This window comes from Kitasatospora sp. NPDC034023 (genome assembly GCF_055575795.1).
Genome location: NZ_JBVIRY010000028.1, coordinates 39,610 through 57,777 on the forward strand (window position 1 = coordinate 39,610; position 18,168 = coordinate 57,777).

An 18,168-nucleotide genomic window follows, 5' to 3' on the forward strand; every position below is an offset into this window, starting at 1 on the left:
ACAGCGGGTGCGGTCGGTTCTACATCCGGTTGTTCTCGATCTCCCACGCGTCGCCGCGCAGCTCCTTGCCGGTGGTGTCGTAGACCGTGTACTCGGCGTGGACCTTGCCCGCGAGTTTGTCGGCGTAGTTGGTGTCGATGTCGGTGTCCACACCGGGGTCGCCCGTTTTGAAGTCCTTCGCGGCGGGGTGCTTGCTGTAGTCGGCCTCCACGTAGTACTCGACCACGTTGCCCTTGTTCAGCACCTCGTCCTTGACGTCCTTCTCGACCTTGGCGTGGTGCGCCGAGTTCGCGGACGCGGTGATCGGCGTCATGTTCTTCATGACGCCGGGGCCACCGACGTTGTGGTTGAGCAGGTGCCCTTGCACCATGTAGTTCTTGAACCAGGTGCCGGTCGTGCCGGTCTTGGGCCACCAGGACGGCTGCTCCTTGGGCACGGAGCCCGTTCCGAGCTGCCCGGGCCAGAGTTCGGCGTGCATCGTGGTGCCGACGCCGTTTGCGTTCACTCCGCCGTAGCTGACGTACGCAGCGCCGGTGAACGCCCGCTGTACCGACAGCTCCTGTGCCGGGGACGGAGACCCGACGGCGGCCCGTTGGACGGCATCGGGCACGGGCCCGCTCAGCACCCGGACGGCGTTCGCCTCGGCGGCGCGCTCGAAACGGTCGCCGGGGTCGCTGACGGACAGTCCGCCGCCGTGGTCGGTGCCGGCCACCGGGCCCGACCGCTGCTGGATGACATGGGTCAACTCGTGTGCCAGCGTGTGCCTGTCGGTGCCGCCGCGGCCGAGCACGACGTGCTCGCCGGAGGTGTAGGCGCGGGCGCTGATCTCGGCCGCCGAGTGGGCCGCGGCAGGGCCGTCGTGGACCCGCACGCTGCTGAAGTCGGCGCCCAGACGGGCCTCCATCTCCTCCCGCACGCCGTCGGCCAGCGGACGGCCCGGCGACCGCAGCACCTGGTGGACCGTCGAACGCTGGACCGGTGCTTCTTCCGACTCCTGCTGCTGCCTGAGCAGTTGGACAACGGCAGCATTGCCGATGGTGCGCTGCAGCGCACCGATCGAGCGGGGCTCCAGCGGCGCGGACTGCCGCTGTGCGGTCGGCCGGCTGCGGTCACGGCGCTCGGACTCGCCCCGCGGTTTCTGGTCATGCGCGTGCACATGCACCTCCTGGACAGGCGGTTCAAGCCGCGGTCGCTCTGTGTCCATTCCGGTCTATAACGGGCTCCGCGGCTCGCACAAGGGCCCGAGGGGCAGTGTCGGGGGCAGCGTCCGGGGAACCTGGAGGTCGTCGTGCGCCGTTCGGCCGGCCCGCCGGGTCAGGAGAGGGTGGGGCAGCCTGGCTGGTAGGGTCCGCGGTTCAGGGGCCGCCCGGCGAACGGTGCCGGTTCCCCTCTTCCCCGTGGAGAACAGCGAGGTTCGGCACCGCATACGCAGGTCGAACCCCTACACGGTCCGGACCGGCCCGATGGCCGGCCCGGGGCAACTGCTCGGTGCCGAGCTCGGCGGGCGGCCCGTGGTCATCCAGCCGGGCTCGACCCGGGGACGGGGCTTCTCGGCATTCGACGCCGAAGACGGTTACCTGGTACGGGAGTTCGCGCTCGGCGCGGGCTTTTTCGGCGGCCCGCTCTGCCGGATGCACGTCGACGCCGGCGGCGAACGGCCGGTGCTGGTGGTCCTGGACCAGTTCCGGGGACTGCGCGGGACGGTGTTCCAGGTGGCCAGCGTGCCGGCGTCCAGGGAGGGGAGCTCGGTTGCCGGCCGCCAGGTGCCGGTGATGGTGACCCACGTGTCGGCGGCGGGGGCGGGGATGCCGTGGATCTCGACGTTCACCGCGCGGGCGTCGGCGGCACAGCAGCTGACGATGATGCGGCTGAGCTGCCAGGTGGTGCCGTTCACGCGAGTGGCGAAGCCGGTGAGGCGGACCGTGCGGCCCTTGAGCGACTCCTTTCGGTCCCAGACGGCGCGGCTCGTGAACTCGGTCAGGGACAGGGCCACGGGATCCTGCGGCGGCAGCGGCGGGAAGGAGGCCTGCTTGGCGATCGTGCCGGAGCCGTCGCGGGCGACGGTGTAGGCTCCGAGGGCGGGCGGGGCGAAGAGCAGCAGCATGACGGCGGGCAGGGCGAGGAGCCAGGCCGGCCGCGGACCGGCTGCGGAATGCCCGTGGCCATGGTCGCCGTCGTGCTCCTCGCCGGTAGGGCGGACGTCACGTACGGCGGCGACGAGCCCGAACAGGAGCAGGACCACGCCGGTGAGGATCAGTGCCGGTCGGAGGCTCTCCTTGACATAGCGCAGATAGAGGTCGCTCTCCGTCATCGGCCCGCGGCGGGGCAACCCCGCCGGTCGCGGACCGGCACCGGGAGTGGCACGTGCGGCAGGTGTTCCACGGTGAGCCGCGCCAGTCGGTGGACTGACTCAGGCGGCCAGAGGCAGTGCCGTCGCTGCGCGCGCCTCGTCGTAGCGGTGGAGGATCAGGCGGGCCGCTGCCTCGTGGGCGGCCAGGGGGGCGCTCGTCCACGTCGCTGTCGTTGTGGCGGCTCGGCGGGCGAAGAAGCCCGGGGCCAGGACGTAGGTGGCGACGGCTACTTCCCGGTGGCCGGCATCGTGGAGGGCGGCTACTGCCTCGTGGGGGGTGGGGGTTGCCGCTGACAGGTGGGCGGGGGTGACTGGGCGGCCCAGGTGGCGTGCCAGGAGGTGCGCCATCCGTGTCGTGTCGGCGAGGGCCGTCGGGTCGGAGGAGCCGGCCCCGGCCAGTACGACAGGGGCCTCGGGGGTGGCGCCGGTTTCGGCCAGTCTCGCCGCCAGGGCTTCGGCCAGCAGGGGGTGTGGGCCGAGCGCGCGGGCGACCTGGGACGTGGGGAGGCCGGCGGCGGCCAGGGCGGCCGGGATGTCGACGCGTAGGTGGTAGCCGGTGCTCAGGAGCAACGGGACCAGGATGGGGCTCTCGCCGCACAGTTGGGATAGGGCCTGTTCGAGGGACGGCAGGTTCAGGTCCAGGAAGCAGCATCGGACGGTCAGTTCGGGGCGGAGTAGCCGAACGCGCCGCAGCAGAGCTCGAATCGTCGCGGACGAGGCCGCGTACCGGCTTCCGTGGGCTACGGCCAGCAGCATCAGCCGGCCGCCAGCCGGTAGCCCCGCTTCGGGACGGTCCGGATCAGCCCCGCGTGCGACCCCAGTGCCGCCCGCAACCGCCCGACCGCCGCCTCCACCGCGTGTTCGTCCGCGCTCGCGTCCGTCCAGGCCGCGCGCAGGAGTTCGGCGCGGCTCAGCACACGCCCCGGTCGCTCCGCGAGCGCCCGTAGGACGGCGGCGCCGCGCGGGCTGAGGAGGTGGCTCTCGCCGTCGACCAGTGCCGCGTTGCCCTGGAGCGTCAACACCACGTCGGACAACGGGATTTCGCGCCGACCGAGGGCGGGCAGGGTCTCTGCGAGCAGCCGGACGAGCGAGCCGAGCCGGCCGCGTTCCGGGTAGACCGTCGGCAGGCCGAGGTCCGCGAACGGGCGCGCGCACAGGGCGCCGACGCACACGGGCAGGACGTCCCCGCGCAGCGCGTCGAGTACCTGAGAGCGCAGGCCCTCGGCCTCCGCCGTGGCGAGGAAGGCGGCGACGGCGGGCGCGCTGGTGAAGGTGAGCGCGTGCACCTGGCGTCGGACGGTCTGCTCGACCAGCCGCCGTACCGGGGCCATGTCGTCCGGCGGGGCCCAGCGGTAGACAGGGACGGAGATCACCTCGGCGCCGCGCTCGCGCAGGGCCGCCGCGAAGGCGTCGAGCCGTACGCCGTGTTCCTGGACGGCGATCCGGCAGCCGTCGAGGGGGCGGGCGAGCAGCCAGGTGAGGAGTTCGTCGGTGGCTTCGGTGCCGGGGGAGAAGCCCTCGCCGAGGCCGCTGGCCCGTACCGCGCCGGTGGCCTTGGGGCCCCGGCTGAGCACGACCGAACCCCGGCAGGCCTCGGCGAGGGCGGCACCGCGGCCCCACCCTTCGGCGGCGCTCATCCAGCCGCGCCAGCCGACGCCCGTGGTGGCGACCACGTAGTCGAGCGGGGCGGCCAGGCACCGTTCGGTGGCCTCGCGCAGGGCGAGGTCGTCGGCGAGCGGCAGGATGCGCAGCACGGGCGCCTCGACCACCTGGGCGCCGCGCCGGCTGAGGAGGGCGACGAGCTCCTCGCGGCGGCGCGCCGCGGTGACCCCGATGGTGAAGCCGGTAAGGGGACCGGGCTGGGTGGTGGGGGTTGCCATGCAGGTCAGCGTGCGGCGCGCACGTTACGGGGGCGTTGCCCGCCCGTCACCTCCAGGTGACCGAAACGGATGCTCCGGTTACGGCTGGTGTCCCCTACTGCGCACCCTGGGGCCCGAAGGCCGTGAGTGAGGTGTACCGCGCGCGCAACACGGGTGACGCGGTCGCGAAACAGCGGAGGCGGACATTCCTCGGCATGAACCTCACCCGCCCGTCGGCCCCGCCGCCGACCACCGACACCCACTGCCCGTACTGCTCGCTGCAGTGCGGCATGCGGCTGGGCGGTGTCGACGTCGCGCCCGAGGTGCTGGAGCGGCCGGAGTTCCCGGTGAACCGGGGCGCGCTGTGCGGCAAGGGCCGTTCGGCGGCGGCCGTGCTCGCCCGGGACGTCCGCCTGACCGGCCCGCTGCTGCGCGACCGGCCCGGCGGGCCGCTGCGTTCCGCCTCCTGGCCGGAGGCGCTGGACCGCGTGGCGGACGGGCTCACCCGCACGAGGGAGGAGCACGGTCCGGACGCGGTGGGAGTGTTCGGCGGGGGCGGGCTGACGAACGAGAAGGCGTACCTGCTGGGCAAGTTCGCCCGGGTGGTGCTGCGCACCGCGAACATCGACTACAACGGCCGGTTCTGCATGTCCTCGGCGGCGGCCGCGCACCGCAGGGCCTTCGGCCTGGACCGGGGCCTGCCGTTCCCGCTGGAGGACATCCCGCACACCGGCTGCCTGATCCTGGTCGGCGGCAACCCGGCCGAGACGATGCCGCCGGCCGTGCGCTACTTCCGCGAACTGCGCGAGAACGGCGGCACGTTGATCGTCGTCGACCCGCGCCGCACCCGCACCGCCGAGCTCGCCGACCTGCACCTCCAGCCCCGCCCCGGCGGAGACCTGGCGCTCGCGCTGGGCCTGCTGCACCTGGTGATCGCCGACGGCCTGGTGGACAAGGGCTTCGTCGCCGAGCGGACGACCGGCTTCGAGGCGGCCCGCGAGGCCGCGATGGCGCACTGGCCGGACCGGGTCGAGCGGATCACCGGCGTGCCCGCCCACCAACTGCGCGAGGCCGCCCGGCTGTTCGCAACCGCGGCCACCGGCATGGTGCTCACCGCGCGCGGTCCGGAGCAGCAGAGCAAGGGCACCGACACCGTCGGCGCGTGGATCAACCTGTGCCTGGCGACCGGCCACTCCGGCCGCCCGTTCAGCGGCTACGGCTGCCTGACCGGCCAGGGCAACGGGCAGGGCGGGCGCGAGCACGGCCAGAAGGCCGACCAACTGCCCGGCTACCGCTCGATCGAGGACCCGGCCGCTCGCGCGCACGTCGCCGGGGTGTGGGGCGTGCCGGCCGGGAGCATCCCCGGCCCGGGCAAGTCGGCGTACGAGCTGCTGGACGGCCTCGGCCGGCCGGACGGCGTCCGGGCGCTGCTGCTGGCCGGCTCCAACCCGGCGGTGTCCGCGCCGAACGCCGGGCATGTCACCGAGCGGCTGCGCGCGCTGGACCTGCTGGTCGTCGCCGACCTGGTGCTGTCCGAGACGGCGCGCCTCGCGGACGTCGTCCTGCCCGTGACGCAGTGGGCGGAGGAGGACGGCACCACCACGAACCTGGAGGGCCGGGTCATCCTGCGCCGCCGCGCGTTCGACCCGCCGGAGGGCGTCCGCAGCGAACTGTGGGTGCTGCGCGAACTCGCCGCCCGCCTGGGCGTCGCGACCGGCTTCCCGACGGAGGCCGAGGAGGCCTTCGACGAGCTGCGCCGCGCCTCGGCCGGCGGCGACGCCGACTACGCGGGCATCAGCTACCGGCGGATCGCGGCGGAGGACGGCGTGTTCTGGCCCTGCCCGGCCGAGGACCACCCGGGCACCAGGCGGCTCTTCCTCGACCGGTACGCGACGCCGGACGGACGGGCCCGCTTCGTGGCCGTCACCCACCGCCCGGCCGGCGAGGAGCCGGACGAGGAGTACCCGCTGTACCTGACCACCGGCCGGGTGCTCGCCCAGTACCAGAGCGGCGCGCAGACCCGGCGGGTGGCCGAGCTCACCAAGGCCGCGCCCGGCCCGTTCGTCGAGCTGCACCCGCGGCTCGCCGAGCGGCTCGGGGTGGCCGACGGGGAGCCGGTGGCGGTGACGAGCCGGCGCGGACGGGCGGTGGCCCCGGCGCGGATCACCGACGCGATCCGGGCGGACACCGTGTTCATGCCCTTCCACTGGCCGGGCGCGGGCCGGGCGAACAGCCTGACCAACCCGGCGCTCGACCCGGTGTCCCGAATGCCGGAGTTCAAGCTGTGCGCCGTCCGGGTGGAACGCGTCGAGCAGGAGGTGGCCCCGTGACCCCCGTGACCCCGAGGATCGCCGTCGTCGGCGGCGGAATGGCCGGCGCCCGCTTCGCCGAGCGCTACGGCGCGCTCGGCGGGCCGGGCACCGTCACCGTTTACGGCGCCGAGCCGCGCGCGCCCTACAACCGGGTGCTGCTCGCCGACGTCCTGACCGGGCGCTACGACGCCGAGTCGATCGCGCTGCCACTCGGCGGCGCCGAAGCACGGCCCGGCTGTGAGGTGGTGGCCCTCGACCCGGCCGCCCGCACGCTGACCCTGGCCGACGGCACCGCCGAGCCGTGGGACGAGCTCGTCCTCGCGACCGGCTCCAACCCGGTGCTGCCGCCCGTGCGCGGGCTGCGCCGCCCCGACGGGCTGGGCCTCGCCGAGGGCGTGCACACCCTGCGCACGCTGGAGGACTGCGGTCGGCTCGCCGAGGAGGCCGTCACCGCGAAGCGCGCGGTCGTGATCGGTGGCGGGGTGCTCGGCGTGAGCGCCGCGCGGGCGCTCTCCGCGCTCGGTGTCCGCACCGAAATCGTCCACCAGGGACCATATCTGATCGAGCGTCAACTCGACCAGGAGGCGGCCGAGGTGCTGCGGGAGCGCCTGCTCGCGCTCGGCGTCGACACCTACGGTCGCAACCGCGCCCGCGCCGTCCACGGCGGGGAGAAGGTCGGCGCGGTGGAACTGGCCAACGGCTACCGGCTCGACTGCGACCTGGTCGTGCTCGCCTGTGGCACCCGCCCCCGCACCGCCCTCGCGTACGGCGCCGGGCTGCCCGTCGGCACCGGGATCCTGGTGGACGACCGGCTCGCCACCGCCGCCCCGCACGTGTCCGCGATCGGCGACTGCGCCGAGCACCGCGGCACCGTCCACGGCCTGGCCGGCCCCGCCTGGGAACAGGCCGACGCGCTCGCCCGGCGGCTGTCCGGCGCCGACCCGGACGCCCGCTACACCGGCAGCCTCCCGCGTGCCCGGCTCAGCACCGGCGACCTGGAGTACGCGGCCTTCGGCGCCGTCGACGAGACCCTCGACCCCGGCCTCGACGTCCTGCGGATCGCCGACGCGACCCGCGGCAGCTACAAGAAGCTCGTCCTGCGCGGCGACCGCCTGGTCGGCGCGATCCTGCTCGGCGACCTGGCCACCGTGGACGCGCTGGCCGGCGCCTTCGAGAGCGACGGACCGCTCGGCGGCCACCCCCTGCACCTGCTCACCCGAGGAGTACCGCGATGACCACAGACCACCGCAGCGCGAACGGCACTGTCCGCGACCTCGTCCTGGTCGGCCACGGCATGGTCGGCCAGCGCTTCCTGGAGGCCTTCACCGCGCAGCCCGCCGCGGCCGGCTGGCGGGTCACCGTGCTCGCCGAGGAGCCCCGGCCCGCGTACGACCGGGTCCACCTGAGCGCGCTGTTCGACGGCAGCACCGCCGAGGACCTCTCGCTGTGCCCGCCCGGCTTCCTCGCCGAGCACGGCATCGACCTGCGCCTCGGCGACCCGGTCACCACGATCGACCGGGCCGGGCGGACCGTCACCACCCGGTCCGGTTCCGAACTCCACTACGACGCACTCGTGCTGGCCACCGGCTCGGTCCCGTTCGTCCCGCCGGTGCCCGGCAAGGACGCCCCCGGCTGCCACGTCTACCGCACCATCGAGGACGTGGACGCCATACGCGCGGCCGCCAAAACGGCCCGCACCGGCGTCGTCGTCGGCGGCGGGCTGCTCGGCCTGGAGGCCGCCGGAGCGCTGCGGGCGGGCGGACTCACCACCCACGTCGTCGAGTTCGCGTCCCGCCTGATGGCCGTCCAGGTCGACGACGGCGGCGGCGCCGTGCTCCGCCGCAAGATCGAGGACCTCGGCGTGACGGTGCACACCAGCGCCGGCGCGAGCGGTGTCGTCACCGGCGAGGACGGCCGGGTCACCGGGCTCGCGCTCTCCGACGGTCGCGAATTCGCCGCCGACCTCGTGGTGTTCTCGGCCGGCGTGCGCGCCCGCGACCAGCTCGCCCGCGACTGCGACCTGCCGGTCGGCGCCCGCGGCGGCGTCGTCGTCGACGAGCACTGCCGCACCGCCGACCCGGCGATCCTCGCCATCGGCGAGTGCGCCCAGGCCGCCGACGGCCGCGTCTACGGCCTCGTCGCCCCCGGCTACCAGATGGCCGAGACCGCCGCCCGCACCCTCGCGGAGCTGCCGGGAGAGGGCTTCACCGGCGCCGACACCTCCACCAAGCTCAAGCTCCTCGGCGTCGACGTGGCCAGCTTCGGCGACCCGCACGGCACCGCCGAGGGTGCGCTCGACGTGCTCTACAGCGACAGCCGCGGCGGCGTCTACCGCAAGCTCGTCATCGGGCAGGACGGCGCCCTGCTCGGCGGCGTCCTGGTCGGCGACACCGACGCCTACGGCACGCTGCGCCCGCTCGCGGTGGCCGGGAAGCCGCTCACCGTCCCGGCCGAACAGCTCGTGCTGCCCGCCGGGTTCGCGAACGCCGGGCCGGTCGCACTGCCCGACGACGCCGTGCTCTGCTCCTGCCACAACGTCACCCAGGGCGCCGTCCGCGCCGCCGTCCGCGACCAGGGCTGCGACAGCGTCGCCGCCGTCAAGAAGTGCACCCGGGCCGGCACCGGCTGCGGCAGCTGCATCAAGCTGCTCGGCACCGTCGTCACCGAGGAGCTGGAGGCGGCCGGCGTCAGCACCGACAAGGGCCTGTGCGAGCACTTCGCCCACACCCGCGCCGAGCTGTACGAGATCGTCCGCGTCACCGGCATCACCGCCTTCTCAGACCTGCTCGACCGGCACGGCAGCGGCGAGGGCTGCGAGGTCTGCAAGCCCACCGTAGCCTCCATCCTGGCCAGCCTTGGCAACGGCCACATCCTCGACGGCGAACAGGGCGCCCTCCAGGACTCCAACGACCACTTCCTCGCCAACCTCCAGCGCAACGGCTCCTATTCGGTCGTCCCGCGCGTGCCCGGCGGCGAGATCACCCCCGAGGGCCTCATCGCGATCGGCGAGATCGCCCGCGACCACGGCCTCTACACCAAGCTCACCGGCGGCCAGCGGATCGACATGTTCGGCGCCACCGTCGACCAGCTCCCGGTGATCTGGCGCAAGCTGGTCGACGCCGGCTTCGAGTCCGGGCACGCCTACGGCAAGTCGCTGCGCACCGTGAAGTCCTGCGTCGGCGAGACCTGGTGCCGCTTCGGCGTCCAGGACTCCGCCACTCTCGCCATCGAACTGGAGCTCCGCTACCGGGGGTTGCGCTCCCCGCACAAGCTCAAGGCCGCCGTTTCCGGCTGCGCCCGCGAGTGCGCCGAGGCGCAGAGCAAGGACTTCGGCATCATCGCCACCTCGGCCGGCTGGAACCTCTACGTCGGCGGCAACGGCGGCATGACGCCCCGGCACGCCGACCTGCTCGCCGCCGACCTCGACCGCGAGACACTCATCCGCACCATCGACCGCTTCCTGATGTTCTACATCCGCACCGCCGACCGCCTCGAACGCACCTCGGTCTGGCTGGAGCGCCTGGAGGGCGGCCTCGACCACCTGCGGGCCGTCGTCCTCGACGACTCGCTCGGCATCGCCGCCGAGCTCGATGAACTGATGGTCCGTCACATCAGCGGCTACCAGGACGAATGGGCCGAGACCCTGGCCGACCCCGACCGGATGCGGCGCTTCTCCTCCTTCGTCAACGCCCCCGGAACCCCCGACCCGGCCGTGACCTTCGTCCCCGAACGCGGCCAGATCCGCCCCGCCCGCCCGGGCGAGGACGGACAGTCCCTCACCGCCCTCACCGGCCTCACCGGCCTCAACGCTCCGGTGCTCGTCGCCGGAGCCCGACTGGAGGTGCTCACCCCGTGACCGTTCAGATCCACGACGGCACCCGCTGGCACGCCGTCTGCACCCTCGACGACCTGCAGCCCGGCCGCGGCGTCGCCGCGCTGATCGGCGACGCGCACCAGGTCGCGCTGTTCGTCGACCGCACCGGGACGCTGTACGCCGTCGACAACCTCGACCCGTTCAGCGGCGCCCAGGTGCTCTCCCGCGGCCTGCTCGGCAGCCGCGGCGACCGCCCGACCCTCGCCTCGCCGATGTACAAGCACGTCTTCGACCTCACCGACGGCCGCTGCCTCGACGAGGACACCGCCCCCGACGGTAGCCCGGCAGTCCTGAAGATCTGGCCGGTCCGGGTGTCCGGGGGTGCGCAGTGACCACCGCCGTCGACGCCAGACCGGCCGAACTGCGCGCCTGGGACCCGGAGGACGAGGAGTTCTGGCAGCGCTCCGGCGCCCGGATCGCCCGGCGCAACCTCGTCTTCTCCGTCCTCTCCGAGCACATCGGCTTCTCGGTGTGGAGCCTGTGGTCGGTGCTCGTGCTCTTCCTCGGGCCCCAGTACCACATCGACACGGCGGGCAAGTTCACGCTCACCGCGCTCCCCACCGCGCTCGGCGCGCTGCTGCGCCTGCCGTACACCTTCGCCGTCGGGCGGTTCGGCGGGCGGAACTGGACGGTGATCAGCGCCCTGCTGCTGCTCGCGCCGACCGTGCTCGCTGCCCTCGTCCTGCGGCCCGGCGTCTCGTACGGGACGCTGCTCGCGGTGGCCTGCGTGGCCGGTGTCGGCGGCGGCAACTTCGCCTCGTCCATGGCCAACATCAACGCCTTCTACCCGCACCGGCTCAAGGGCTGGGCGCTCGGCATCAACGCGGGCGGCGGCAACCTCGGAGTGCCGGCCGTGCAACTGCTCGGGCTGCTCGTCCTCGCCACGGCGGGCGTGGCCCACCCGCGGCTGCTGCCGCTGGTCTACCTGCCGCTGATCGTGCTCGCGGCGGCGGGGGCCTGGTGGAAGATGGACAACCTGGCGGTTTCCTCGACCGGCGAGGGACGGGCGCTCAGGGAGGTGGCCCGGGACCCGTACGGCTGGGCCGTGTCGGCGCTGTACATCGGCACGTTCGGCTCGTTCATCGGGTTCGGCTTCGCCTTCGGGCAGGTGCTCCAGGTGCAGTTCCACGACCGCTTCGACACCCCGGTCAAGGCCGCCGCGCTCACCTTCCTCGGGCCGCTGCTCGGCTCGCTCCTGCGGCCCGTCGGCGGACGGCTCGCCGACCGCTGGGGCGGCGCGCGCGTCACGCTCGCGACGTTCGCGGCCATGGGCGCCGGGACGGCCGTCGTGCTCGCCGCCTCCCGGGCGGGTTCGCTGCCGCTGTTCCTGGGCGGGTTCGTCGCGCTGTTCGTGCTCAGCGGGATCGGCAACGGCTCGACGTACAAAATGATCCCCGCGCACTACCAGGGCCGGGCCCGGGCCGCCGTCGCAGCGGGCGCCGACCCGGCGACGGCGGAGGCCGACGCACGGCGGCGCTCAGCCGCGCTCATCGGGCTCGCGGGCGCGATCGGGGCGTTCGGCGGGGTGATCGTCAACCTCGCCTTCCGGCAGTCGTTCCAGGCCAGCCACAACGGGGACGCCGCGTACCTCGGCTTCCTGGCGGCGTACCTGGCGTGCTCGGCGCTCACGTGGCTCGTCTGGCTGCGGCCGGGCGCGCGGACGGGGCTGGTGCTGGACCGCGCTGCGCGCCCGTAAGGACTGTTCCTCCGGGCCCCTGCGCGGGGGGATCACGCAGGAGTTCGGGCCGAACGAGATGCAAAGGTGGTTCATCCCTCACGACGTCCTCCCCGGACTCGGTGAAGTGCTCATCGGTCCAGATAGCAGCCTGGACGGCTCTGCACAGCTGATCCTGGGAGCGGCGTCACTACCCCCGCTCGTCTGGCCCCGCGCTGACCAATGACGGGCGCCGCCTCCGCCTGGACGCAACCGGCAGGCTCGTCGTGCGCGTCACGTGCCGCTTCGCTCGACAACAGCCAGGGACGACGCCGTCATGACACAGCTCCTTGCGTCATCAACGTCCGGAACCGACGCCATCCTTGCGTGAGGGGAGCGGGGAGGGCAAGCAGGCGACAACACGGCTGCCAAGGCAGACACCTCCCCGAACGACCTCAGCGCTGCTTGGCCTGAGCCTCCTTGGCGGACGCCTCCAGTCGGTTCCAGTGACCCTGGTACCACGCCTCGTCGCCGCCATCCATGTTGCTGTTGTCCTCCCGTATACCGACCTTGCCGTCGATCAGCTCGCGGACGATGTCGGCGTGGCCGGCGTGCCGGTTCGTCTCGGCCGTCATGTGCAGCATGATCCGCTGAAGCGTCACGTCTCCGCTGTCGCCCCACCACGCGACGCGGCCCATCGCGTCGAGCGGTAGCGCCTCGATCGTCGCGTCCGCGTGCGCCCAGGCGCGGTGGTAGAGGCTGAGAACATCCTCGCGCGACTCGTCGGCGGGCGCCCACATGTCCGCGTTGGGCTCGGCGCCCTCCTCGTGCCAGGGGAGGGATTCGTTGTGCGGGCGGCCGAAGGTCGGACCGAAGTACCCGAGTTCGACGCTGGCGAGGTGCTTGACGAGGCCGAGGAGGTTGGTGCCGGTCGGCGTCAGGGGGCGGCGGATGTCGTACTCGGACAGTCCGTCCAGCTTCCAGACGAGGGCTGCGCGGGCTGCTTTGAGGTAGCGGTGCAGGTCGTCTTTGGGGTCATTGGGCTTCATGGGACCGAGTCTCGCATCACCTACCGACAGCGGTCGCGTGAGTTCGCCGGCCGCCCAGGATGCACCAGCCGGCGACAAGGCCTCGAAGTAGCCACCGGGTGCTCCGGGCACGGGGCGTTCGTCGCCCCGGGGCCGGGCCGACCCGTCATCAACCCGGGGATGACGCGCACCCCGGAAGCCCTGGAGCCGCTCCGAAATCCGATGGATCCTCAGCCGCGAGCGAGGGTGGCGGCGACCGAGAACCACCCGGTGGCCCTCCCCGCCGGCCCCGTCGCCGAGTTGCTCGGCCACGCCGCCGCCCGTTACCTCCCGCCCGGGCCCGACCCCCGGTCGGTGGGGTTGGCCGGCCCGGGCATCCCCGAGCCCCAGCCCCGCCCCGACGTCCTCCTTGTCCCCCGTCACCCCGACACGGGTGAGCCGTGGCGCCCACCCGGCGGCGATGCGACGGTGGTGCCGCTGGACAGCGGAGTCTGGGCGTACCTCGCCAGTCCCGCGGAGGAGACCTCGCCGACGCCCGCCACCGGGGTGCTCCCGGCGGGTGTCCTGCGTGACGACTACCCGCTGCCGCCGCGTCCCTGGTACCCCCTGGAACCCCACAACGGCGCCTTCAGCGCCACCCTGGTCCGGCTGCCCGCGATCCCTGGCCCCCGGCTGCGCAGATACCACGACGCCGCGTACCGATCGTGAACGCCGGACGGACGATGGCGGGGACGCTTCGAACCGTCCCAGCGTCCGTGACCGTCCCCTCCCCCGACCTCGCTCCGCCACGAGTACCCGAGGCCCGCCGTCCGCGCCGCCGCGATGGCCTCGCCCCGGCTGCCCGCCCCCTGCACCCGTTCCCCTTCCTGCGAGCCATGGAGGCAAGGACTCGGCGGTCGATGCGGCTGGACGGGTGCAGTTCGGCACCTGGCTTCGGCGGCCTCCGCCCGAAGCGGCGCGCCGGCGGGTTACATGGGCCTGCGTCTCGCCGCGGGGCGTGCCGGCGTCCTTCACGGACCCGGACCCGACGGATGAAAGAGCACCATGGCAGAGCGCGACCCTCGCGACCGCACCAGCCGCAGCCCTCTCCTGCGCGGGCTCGCCGCTGCCGTGCTCACGGCCGCCGTGCTGGCGGCCTCAGCGGGACCCGGATACGGGACCGGCGCGGCCGCCCTGGCACCCGGCACGCAGTTCACGCCGTTGACGGCGGCGGTGCTGACCGAACCGACGCCGTTCGACGCCACGGACGGCAGGACGCATCTCTCGTACGAACTGCTGACCACGAGCGCACTGTCCGGCAGCACGCCGATGCGGCTCGACCGTGTCGAGGTCCGAGACGCCCGGACCCACCAGGTCATCGGCTCGCTGAGCGGGCAGGCGCTGAGCGAGGCCGCCAATCCGGTGGGCGACCCCCTGCCGGGTGCGGACGGGTACACCCCACCGCCGCCCGCGCCGACGCCGACCGTCATCCAGGGATCCCAGCAGTGGATCATCTGGCTCGACCTGACCCTCGACCGCGGTCAGCCGGCGCCCGACGTCCTCGAACACCATCTCTCGGGTGCCATCCTGACCGCCTCCGGCCCCTCCGCGTTCGAGGAGACTGTGCAGGCCACCCCGATCGCCCGCACCGCGCCGTTGAACCTGAACCCGCCGGTCCTGCCCGGCACCTGGTACGCCAGCGAGTCGTGCTGCGGCAACACCCACCACCGGCGCGGCCTCGCCCCGATCAACGGCCGCTTCGGCGTGCCGCAGCGCTTCGCGATCGACTGGTACCGGGTCGGCGAGCAGGGGCAGGCCTGGGAAGGCGACCCTGCCCAGCTCACCAGCTACCTGAGCTACCGTCAGCCGGTCGTGGCGGCGGCCGGCGGCCGGGTGGTGGAGGTCCAGGACGGAATCCCGGACAACCCGCCGCCCGTCACGCCGCCCGTCCCGCCGATCGAGGACACCGTCGGCAACCACGTCACCGTGGAGGTCGCGCCGGGCCGCTATCTGCTCTACGCCCACCTGCAAGCCGGCTCGCTCGGCGTCCGGGAGGGCGACTGCGTCGAACCCGGCCAGGTCCTCGGGCTGATCGGCAACAGCGGCAACTCCACCACGCCGCACCTGCACTTCCAGGTGACGACCACAGCCGAGTTCTTCCCGACCGACAGCCCGCCGTTCACCTTCCAGCGGTTCCGCGTCCTCGGACAGGTCGAACCCCGGATCTGGGACGACAACCTGGGCCTGCAGCCGACCGGCGTCCTGCCGATCACGCCCTCGCCGTACGAGGGCCTCCACCGTGCGCAGTATCCGCTCGACCGCGAGGTCCTGGACTTCTGACCGGGCTCCGGCCGCATCCCGCTCCGGCCTGGGGACGCATCAGGCGGCTCAGACGGTGTCGCTCGCCGCGAACTCCCCTGTCAGGCCCGCGCGGGCCAGCGCCCGGACGATGGCCGGCCGGTCCAGCGGGTCGTCGTTGCCGTTGGTCTGCCCCAGGCGTTCCAGCAGCCTCTGCGGTTCCAGCCGGTACGCCTCCGCGTCGGCCAGGAGGCTGTCCGCGCTCTGCCCGTCGACCGTGTCGTCCAGGTGGTTCGTCAGATCGCCCAGCACCTCGCTTCGGTCGATGAAGGAGCTCATACCGCAGTCCAGGCCGTCGTCGTCAAGGCCGTCCGGGTACGGCGCCCGGGCCCAGGCGCCGTTCTCGTACCAGTAGACGCAGCCGATCTCGTGCCCTGCGAGCCGGTCCCGCAGTGCCTCGTAGGGCAGCCAGTTCGGGCCGCCCGCCAGCACGTCGATCGCCGGCTCGTACCATTTGACGTCGCTCGCCTCGTCCTCGCCGTAGAGCACGAACCGGCCCTCGCCCCCCTTGGACATGACCCACCAGGTGCAACCGCAGTCGTCCCAGTGCAGACCCTCGTCATCGATCCACCGGCCGGTCCGGTAGCGCGGCGGGCGCTCCTCGTCCTCGGTGGTCGCCTCAAGGGCGGCGAGGAGCGCCCAGCGTGCCCACAGCTCCTCGGCCGGCGGAAGGTCCTCCGGCAGTCCGGGCCGGTGAACGGTCATGAGTGCCCCCGCGTGCGTTCGGATGGTGAACTCCGCCAACGATACGGTCCGCCGCCGACAGGACCGCCCACGAGGTCGACCGACTCCGACAAGCACGGCGACCTGCCCCGGCCCGCGCGCCGCTCGGCCGCCGGGCTTCGATCAGTGCGTCCGTTGGCTCCGGACATCGAGGCGGGGTCGACCTCGGTCGCGGCCGTCACGCGGTCCAGCCCCCGGCCTTCTTCGTACGCCGCGGCGAAGGAGTCCGCGCCCAGCGCGTTCGACCGGCTCACGTGGCGAGTTCTCAAAAGGACCGGAAGATACCGGCGGGGTCGATCCGCGCGGCTTCGACGACGTCCGCGAAATCCAGATTGGCGATCGACAGGTTCGCGTGGATGTCGCCGATACCAGCGGGTACGGTCCGAACGGCTCCGCCGTGTGCCTCGAACTCCTCGTCGCTCGCGTACTCCTCCCGGGTCGGCACGGACACCGCCAGCAAGGTGTGCTCGTGGTCCTTCATCGTGACGCGGTCTGCCAGGTACACGATGCTCAGTTCCCGGTCGCCGGAGAGTGCGGCGACCACGTCATCGGGCGTCGCTCCCGACCAGGCCGGATCGTCCAGGATGTGGAGGTAGGGATCGACATCGTCACTACCGTCGAACTCCCACGGCTTCGAGAGCTCCACCAGCACGGCCTGCCAGGCCTCGTCGTCACCGAAGTCGGTTCTGATGACCAGTGCGGCGAACTCGTCGCGGTCGGCAATGGCGGGCAGCATTCTCGGGCTCCGATCTCCACGGGAGTGTACGTACGCACACAGCATTCCAGCCGCCGCCGACAGTGGGCCACACTCCGACCTCCCCCCGTTCCGCGACCCGACCGGCGGCGACGGCGACTGCGACTGCGTCAGGGGGTGCCGGTCCGTCACCGGACGGCACCGGCACCGTAAGGTCCTCTCCGAGGACACGAGGCCCGCCCGCCCGGTCGGACCGGGGCGCCGGAGGGGCGCCGGAGGGGCGCCGGGCTACGGGAAGACGAGACGAAGGGCTGGCACGTCACATGCAACAGCGCAGTCTGCGGGACCTCCAGGTGTCGGCCATCGGCCTCGGCTGCATGGGGATGTCCGCCTTCTACGGCACGGCCGACCAGGACGAGGCCACCGCGACCATCCGGCGCGCCCTGGATCTCGGCATCACCTTCCTCGACACGGCGCAGGTCTACGGACCGCTCACCAACGAGTCCCTGGTCGGCGAGGCCATCCGGGGACACCGTGACGAGTACGTGATCGCCACGAAGTTCAACTACCGGATGGACGGCGCCGTTCCGGGCGACATGTCGACGGTGGGCCGCCAGGACGGCTCCGCCGAGCACGTCCGCAGTTCCGTCCACGGTTCGCTCGCGCGGCTCGGGACCGACCGCATCGACCTGTACTACCAGCACCGGGTCGACCCGGCCGTGCCCATCGAGGAGACCGTCGGCGCGCTCGGCGAACTGGTCGCCGAGGGCAAGGTGCGCCACATCGGGCTGAGCGAAGCGAGCGCGGAGACCATCCGCCGCGCCCACGCCGTCCACCCGGTCACCGCCGTCCAGACCGAGTACTCGCTCTGGACCCGGGACGTGGAAGCCGAGGTACTTCCCACCTGCCGGGAACTCGGAATCGGCTTCGTGCCGTACTCCCCGCTCGGCCGCGGTTTCCTCGCGGGCCGCTTCAGCTCCCCCGACGAGCTCGACCGGGACGACTTCCGCCGCAGCAACCCGCGCTTCACCGAGGCCAACCTGGCGGCCAACCTCCGGCTCGCCGACAAGGTGGCGGAGATCGCCGCGGAGAAGGACATCACCCCCGCCCAGCTGGCCATCGCCTGGGTCCTGGCCCGCGGCGAGGACCTCGTCCCGATCCCGGGCACCAAGCGCCGCACCTACCTGGAGCAGAACGCGGGCGCCGTCGACGTCGAGCTGACCGACGAGGACCTGGCCCGCATCGACGCCGAGCTGCCCCGGGCGGCGGGCGAACGCTACGACGAGAACGGGATGCGGGCGGTGAACCGCTGAGCAGCCGCCGCTGACCGGCTGCGC

Annotated in this window: 15 protein-coding genes and 1 pseudogene; 9 read left to right on the forward strand and 7 right to left on the reverse strand. The window is 73.1% G+C overall.

Annotation, left to right across the window (positions count from 1 at the left end; translation table 11 throughout):
- Nucleotides 1–19: 19 nt before the first annotated feature.
- Both ACZ52R_RS30845 and ACZ52R_RS30850 read right to left on the reverse strand, forming a co-directional pair.
- Nucleotides 20–1,156: an eCIS core domain-containing protein gene (locus ACZ52R_RS30845; protein ID WP_465624652.1), complete on the reverse strand. Its 1,137-nt coding sequence runs from the start codon at nt 1,154–1,156 to the stop codon at nt 20–22.
- A gap of 417 nt (nt 1,157–1,573) precedes the next feature.
- A complete protein-coding gene (locus ACZ52R_RS30850; protein WP_465624650.1) occupies nt 1,574–2,311 on the reverse strand; it encodes a TIGR03943 family putative permease subunit in 738 nt (245 codons plus the stop codon).
- Here ACZ52R_RS30850 and ACZ52R_RS30855 point away from each other — a divergent pair.
- Nucleotides 2,307–2,409, forward strand: a pseudogene (locus tag ACZ52R_RS30855) (phosphorothioated DNA-binding restriction endonuclease); the annotation flags it as partial. The gene ACZ52R_RS30850 and the pseudogene ACZ52R_RS30855 overlap by 5 nt on opposite strands.
- A 1-nt stretch (nt 2,410) precedes the next feature.
- On the opposite strand, the gene ACZ52R_RS30860 reads toward ACZ52R_RS30855, so the two are convergent.
- Complete coding sequence (locus tag ACZ52R_RS30860; RefSeq protein WP_465754500.1) at nt 2,411–3,106, reverse strand: sirohydrochlorin chelatase; 696 nt, start codon at nt 3,104–3,106, stop codon at nt 2,411–2,413.
- Nucleotides 3,106–4,230 carry a uroporphyrinogen-III synthase gene (locus ACZ52R_RS30865; RefSeq protein ID WP_465754501.1) on the reverse strand — a complete coding sequence of 375 codons (1,125 nt, stop codon included), beginning with the start codon at nt 4,228–4,230 and terminating at the stop codon, nt 3,106–3,108. Before ACZ52R_RS30865 ends, ACZ52R_RS30860 begins: the two co-directional genes overlap by 1 nt.
- Nucleotides 4,231–4,424: 194 nt before the next feature.
- Here ACZ52R_RS30865 and ACZ52R_RS30870 point away from each other — a divergent pair, with 194 nt between their 5' ends.
- Genes ACZ52R_RS30870 through ACZ52R_RS30890 form a run of 5 tightly spaced genes read left to right on the forward strand, consistent with a single transcriptional unit; the run spans nt 4,425 to nt 12,091 of the window.
- Complete coding sequence (locus tag ACZ52R_RS30870) at nt 4,425–6,539, forward strand: molybdopterin oxidoreductase family protein (protein ID WP_465754502.1); 2,115 nt, start codon at nt 4,425–4,427, stop codon at nt 6,537–6,539.
- Nucleotides 6,536–7,756, forward strand: a complete 1,221-nt coding sequence (locus tag ACZ52R_RS30875; RefSeq protein ID WP_465754503.1) for an NAD(P)/FAD-dependent oxidoreductase — start codon at nt 6,536–6,538, stop codon at nt 7,754–7,756. Before ACZ52R_RS30870 ends, ACZ52R_RS30875 begins: the two co-directional genes overlap by 4 nt.
- Nucleotides 7,753–10,377 carry a nitrite reductase large subunit NirB gene (gene nirB / locus ACZ52R_RS30880; RefSeq protein WP_465754504.1) on the forward strand — a complete coding sequence of 875 codons (2,625 nt, stop codon included), beginning with the start codon at nt 7,753–7,755 and terminating at the stop codon, nt 10,375–10,377. Before ACZ52R_RS30875 ends, nirB begins: the two co-directional genes overlap by 4 nt.
- The gene (nirD, locus tag ACZ52R_RS30885; RefSeq protein WP_465624638.1) at nt 10,374–10,727 is read left to right on the forward strand and encodes a nitrite reductase small subunit NirD; all 354 of its coding nucleotides are present in this window, start codon (nt 10,374–10,376) and stop codon (nt 10,725–10,727) included. Before nirB ends, nirD begins: the two co-directional genes overlap by 4 nt.
- Nucleotides 10,724–12,091: a nitrate/nitrite transporter gene (locus tag ACZ52R_RS30890; protein ID WP_465624636.1), complete on the forward strand. Its 1,368-nt coding sequence runs from the start codon at nt 10,724–10,726 to the stop codon at nt 12,089–12,091. Before nirD ends, ACZ52R_RS30890 begins: the two co-directional genes overlap by 4 nt.
- Nucleotides 12,092–12,504: 413 nt before the next feature.
- Here the strand turns inward: ACZ52R_RS30890 and ACZ52R_RS30895 are convergent, their stop codons facing one another.
- On the reverse strand, nt 12,505–13,098 hold the full coding sequence (locus tag ACZ52R_RS30895; RefSeq protein WP_465754505.1) for a DinB family protein: 594 nt from the start codon (nt 13,096–13,098) through the stop codon (nt 12,505–12,507).
- 249 nt (nt 13,099–13,347) lie between these two features.
- Between ACZ52R_RS30895 and ACZ52R_RS30900 the strand changes: the two genes are divergently transcribed.
- Together ACZ52R_RS30900 and ACZ52R_RS30905 are read left to right on the forward strand one after the other, a co-directional pair.
- Nucleotides 13,348–13,785 carry a hypothetical protein gene (locus ACZ52R_RS30900; protein ID WP_465754506.1) on the forward strand — a complete coding sequence of 146 codons (438 nt, stop codon included), beginning with the start codon at nt 13,348–13,350 and terminating at the stop codon, nt 13,783–13,785.
- 336 nt (nt 13,786–14,121) lie between these two features.
- On the forward strand, nt 14,122–15,396 hold the full coding sequence (locus ACZ52R_RS30905) for a M23 family metallopeptidase (protein WP_465754507.1): 1,275 nt from the start codon (nt 14,122–14,124) through the stop codon (nt 15,394–15,396).
- Nucleotides 15,397–15,444: 48 nt separating this feature from the next.
- Here the strand turns inward: ACZ52R_RS30905 and ACZ52R_RS30910 are convergent, their stop codons facing one another.
- A complete protein-coding gene (locus ACZ52R_RS30910; protein ID WP_465754508.1) occupies nt 15,445–16,119 on the reverse strand; it encodes a hypothetical protein in 675 nt (224 codons plus the stop codon).
- A gap of 283 nt (nt 16,120–16,402) precedes the next feature.
- Nucleotides 16,403–16,873 (reverse strand): DUF6924 domain-containing protein, encoded by a 471-nt coding sequence (locus tag ACZ52R_RS30915; protein WP_465624627.1) that lies wholly within the window; start codon nt 16,871–16,873, stop codon nt 16,403–16,405.
- Between the two features lie 281 nt (nt 16,874–17,154).
- Here ACZ52R_RS30915 and ACZ52R_RS30920 point away from each other — a divergent pair, with 281 nt between their 5' ends.
- Nucleotides 17,155–18,144, forward strand: coding sequence for an aldo/keto reductase (locus tag ACZ52R_RS30920; RefSeq protein ID WP_465754509.1), 990 nt, complete (start codon nt 17,155–17,157; stop codon nt 18,142–18,144).
- The last annotated feature ends 24 nt before the right edge of the window (nt 18,145–18,168 follow it).

Bases quoted from the DNA above. Each gene is read 5' to 3' on its own strand.
- ACZ52R_RS30850 (WP_465624650.1), bottom strand. From the start codon at position 2,311: ATGACGGAGAGCGACCTCTATCTGCGCTATGTCAAGGAGAGCCTCCGA.
- ACZ52R_RS30860 (WP_465754500.1), bottom strand. From the start codon at position 3,106: ATGCTGCTGGCCGTAGCCCACGGAAGCCGGTACGCGGCCTCGTCCGCG.
- ACZ52R_RS30865 (WP_465754501.1), bottom strand. From the start codon at position 4,230: ATGGCAACCCCCACCACCCAGCCCGGTCCCCTTACCGGCTTCACCATC.
- ACZ52R_RS30870 (WP_465754502.1), top strand. From the start codon at position 4,425: ATGAACCTCACCCGCCCGTCGGCCCCGCCGCCGACCACCGACACCCAC.
- nirB (WP_465754504.1), top strand. From the start codon at position 7,753: ATGACCACAGACCACCGCAGCGCGAACGGCACTGTCCGCGACCTCGTC.
- ACZ52R_RS30895 (WP_465754505.1), bottom strand. From the start codon at position 13,098: ATGAAGCCCAATGACCCCAAAGACGACCTGCACCGCTACCTCAAAGCA.
- ACZ52R_RS30905 (WP_465754507.1), top strand. From the start codon at position 14,122: ATGGCAGAGCGCGACCCTCGCGACCGCACCAGCCGCAGCCCTCTCCTG.
- ACZ52R_RS30910 (WP_465754508.1), bottom strand. From the start codon at position 16,119: ATGACCGTTCACCGGCCCGGACTGCCGGAGGACCTTCCGCCGGCCGAG.
- ACZ52R_RS30915 (WP_465624627.1), bottom strand. From the start codon at position 16,873: ATGCTGCCCGCCATTGCCGACCGCGACGAGTTCGCCGCACTGGTCATC.
- ACZ52R_RS30920 (WP_465754509.1), top strand. From the start codon at position 17,155: ATGCAACAGCGCAGTCTGCGGGACCTCCAGGTGTCGGCCATCGGCCTC.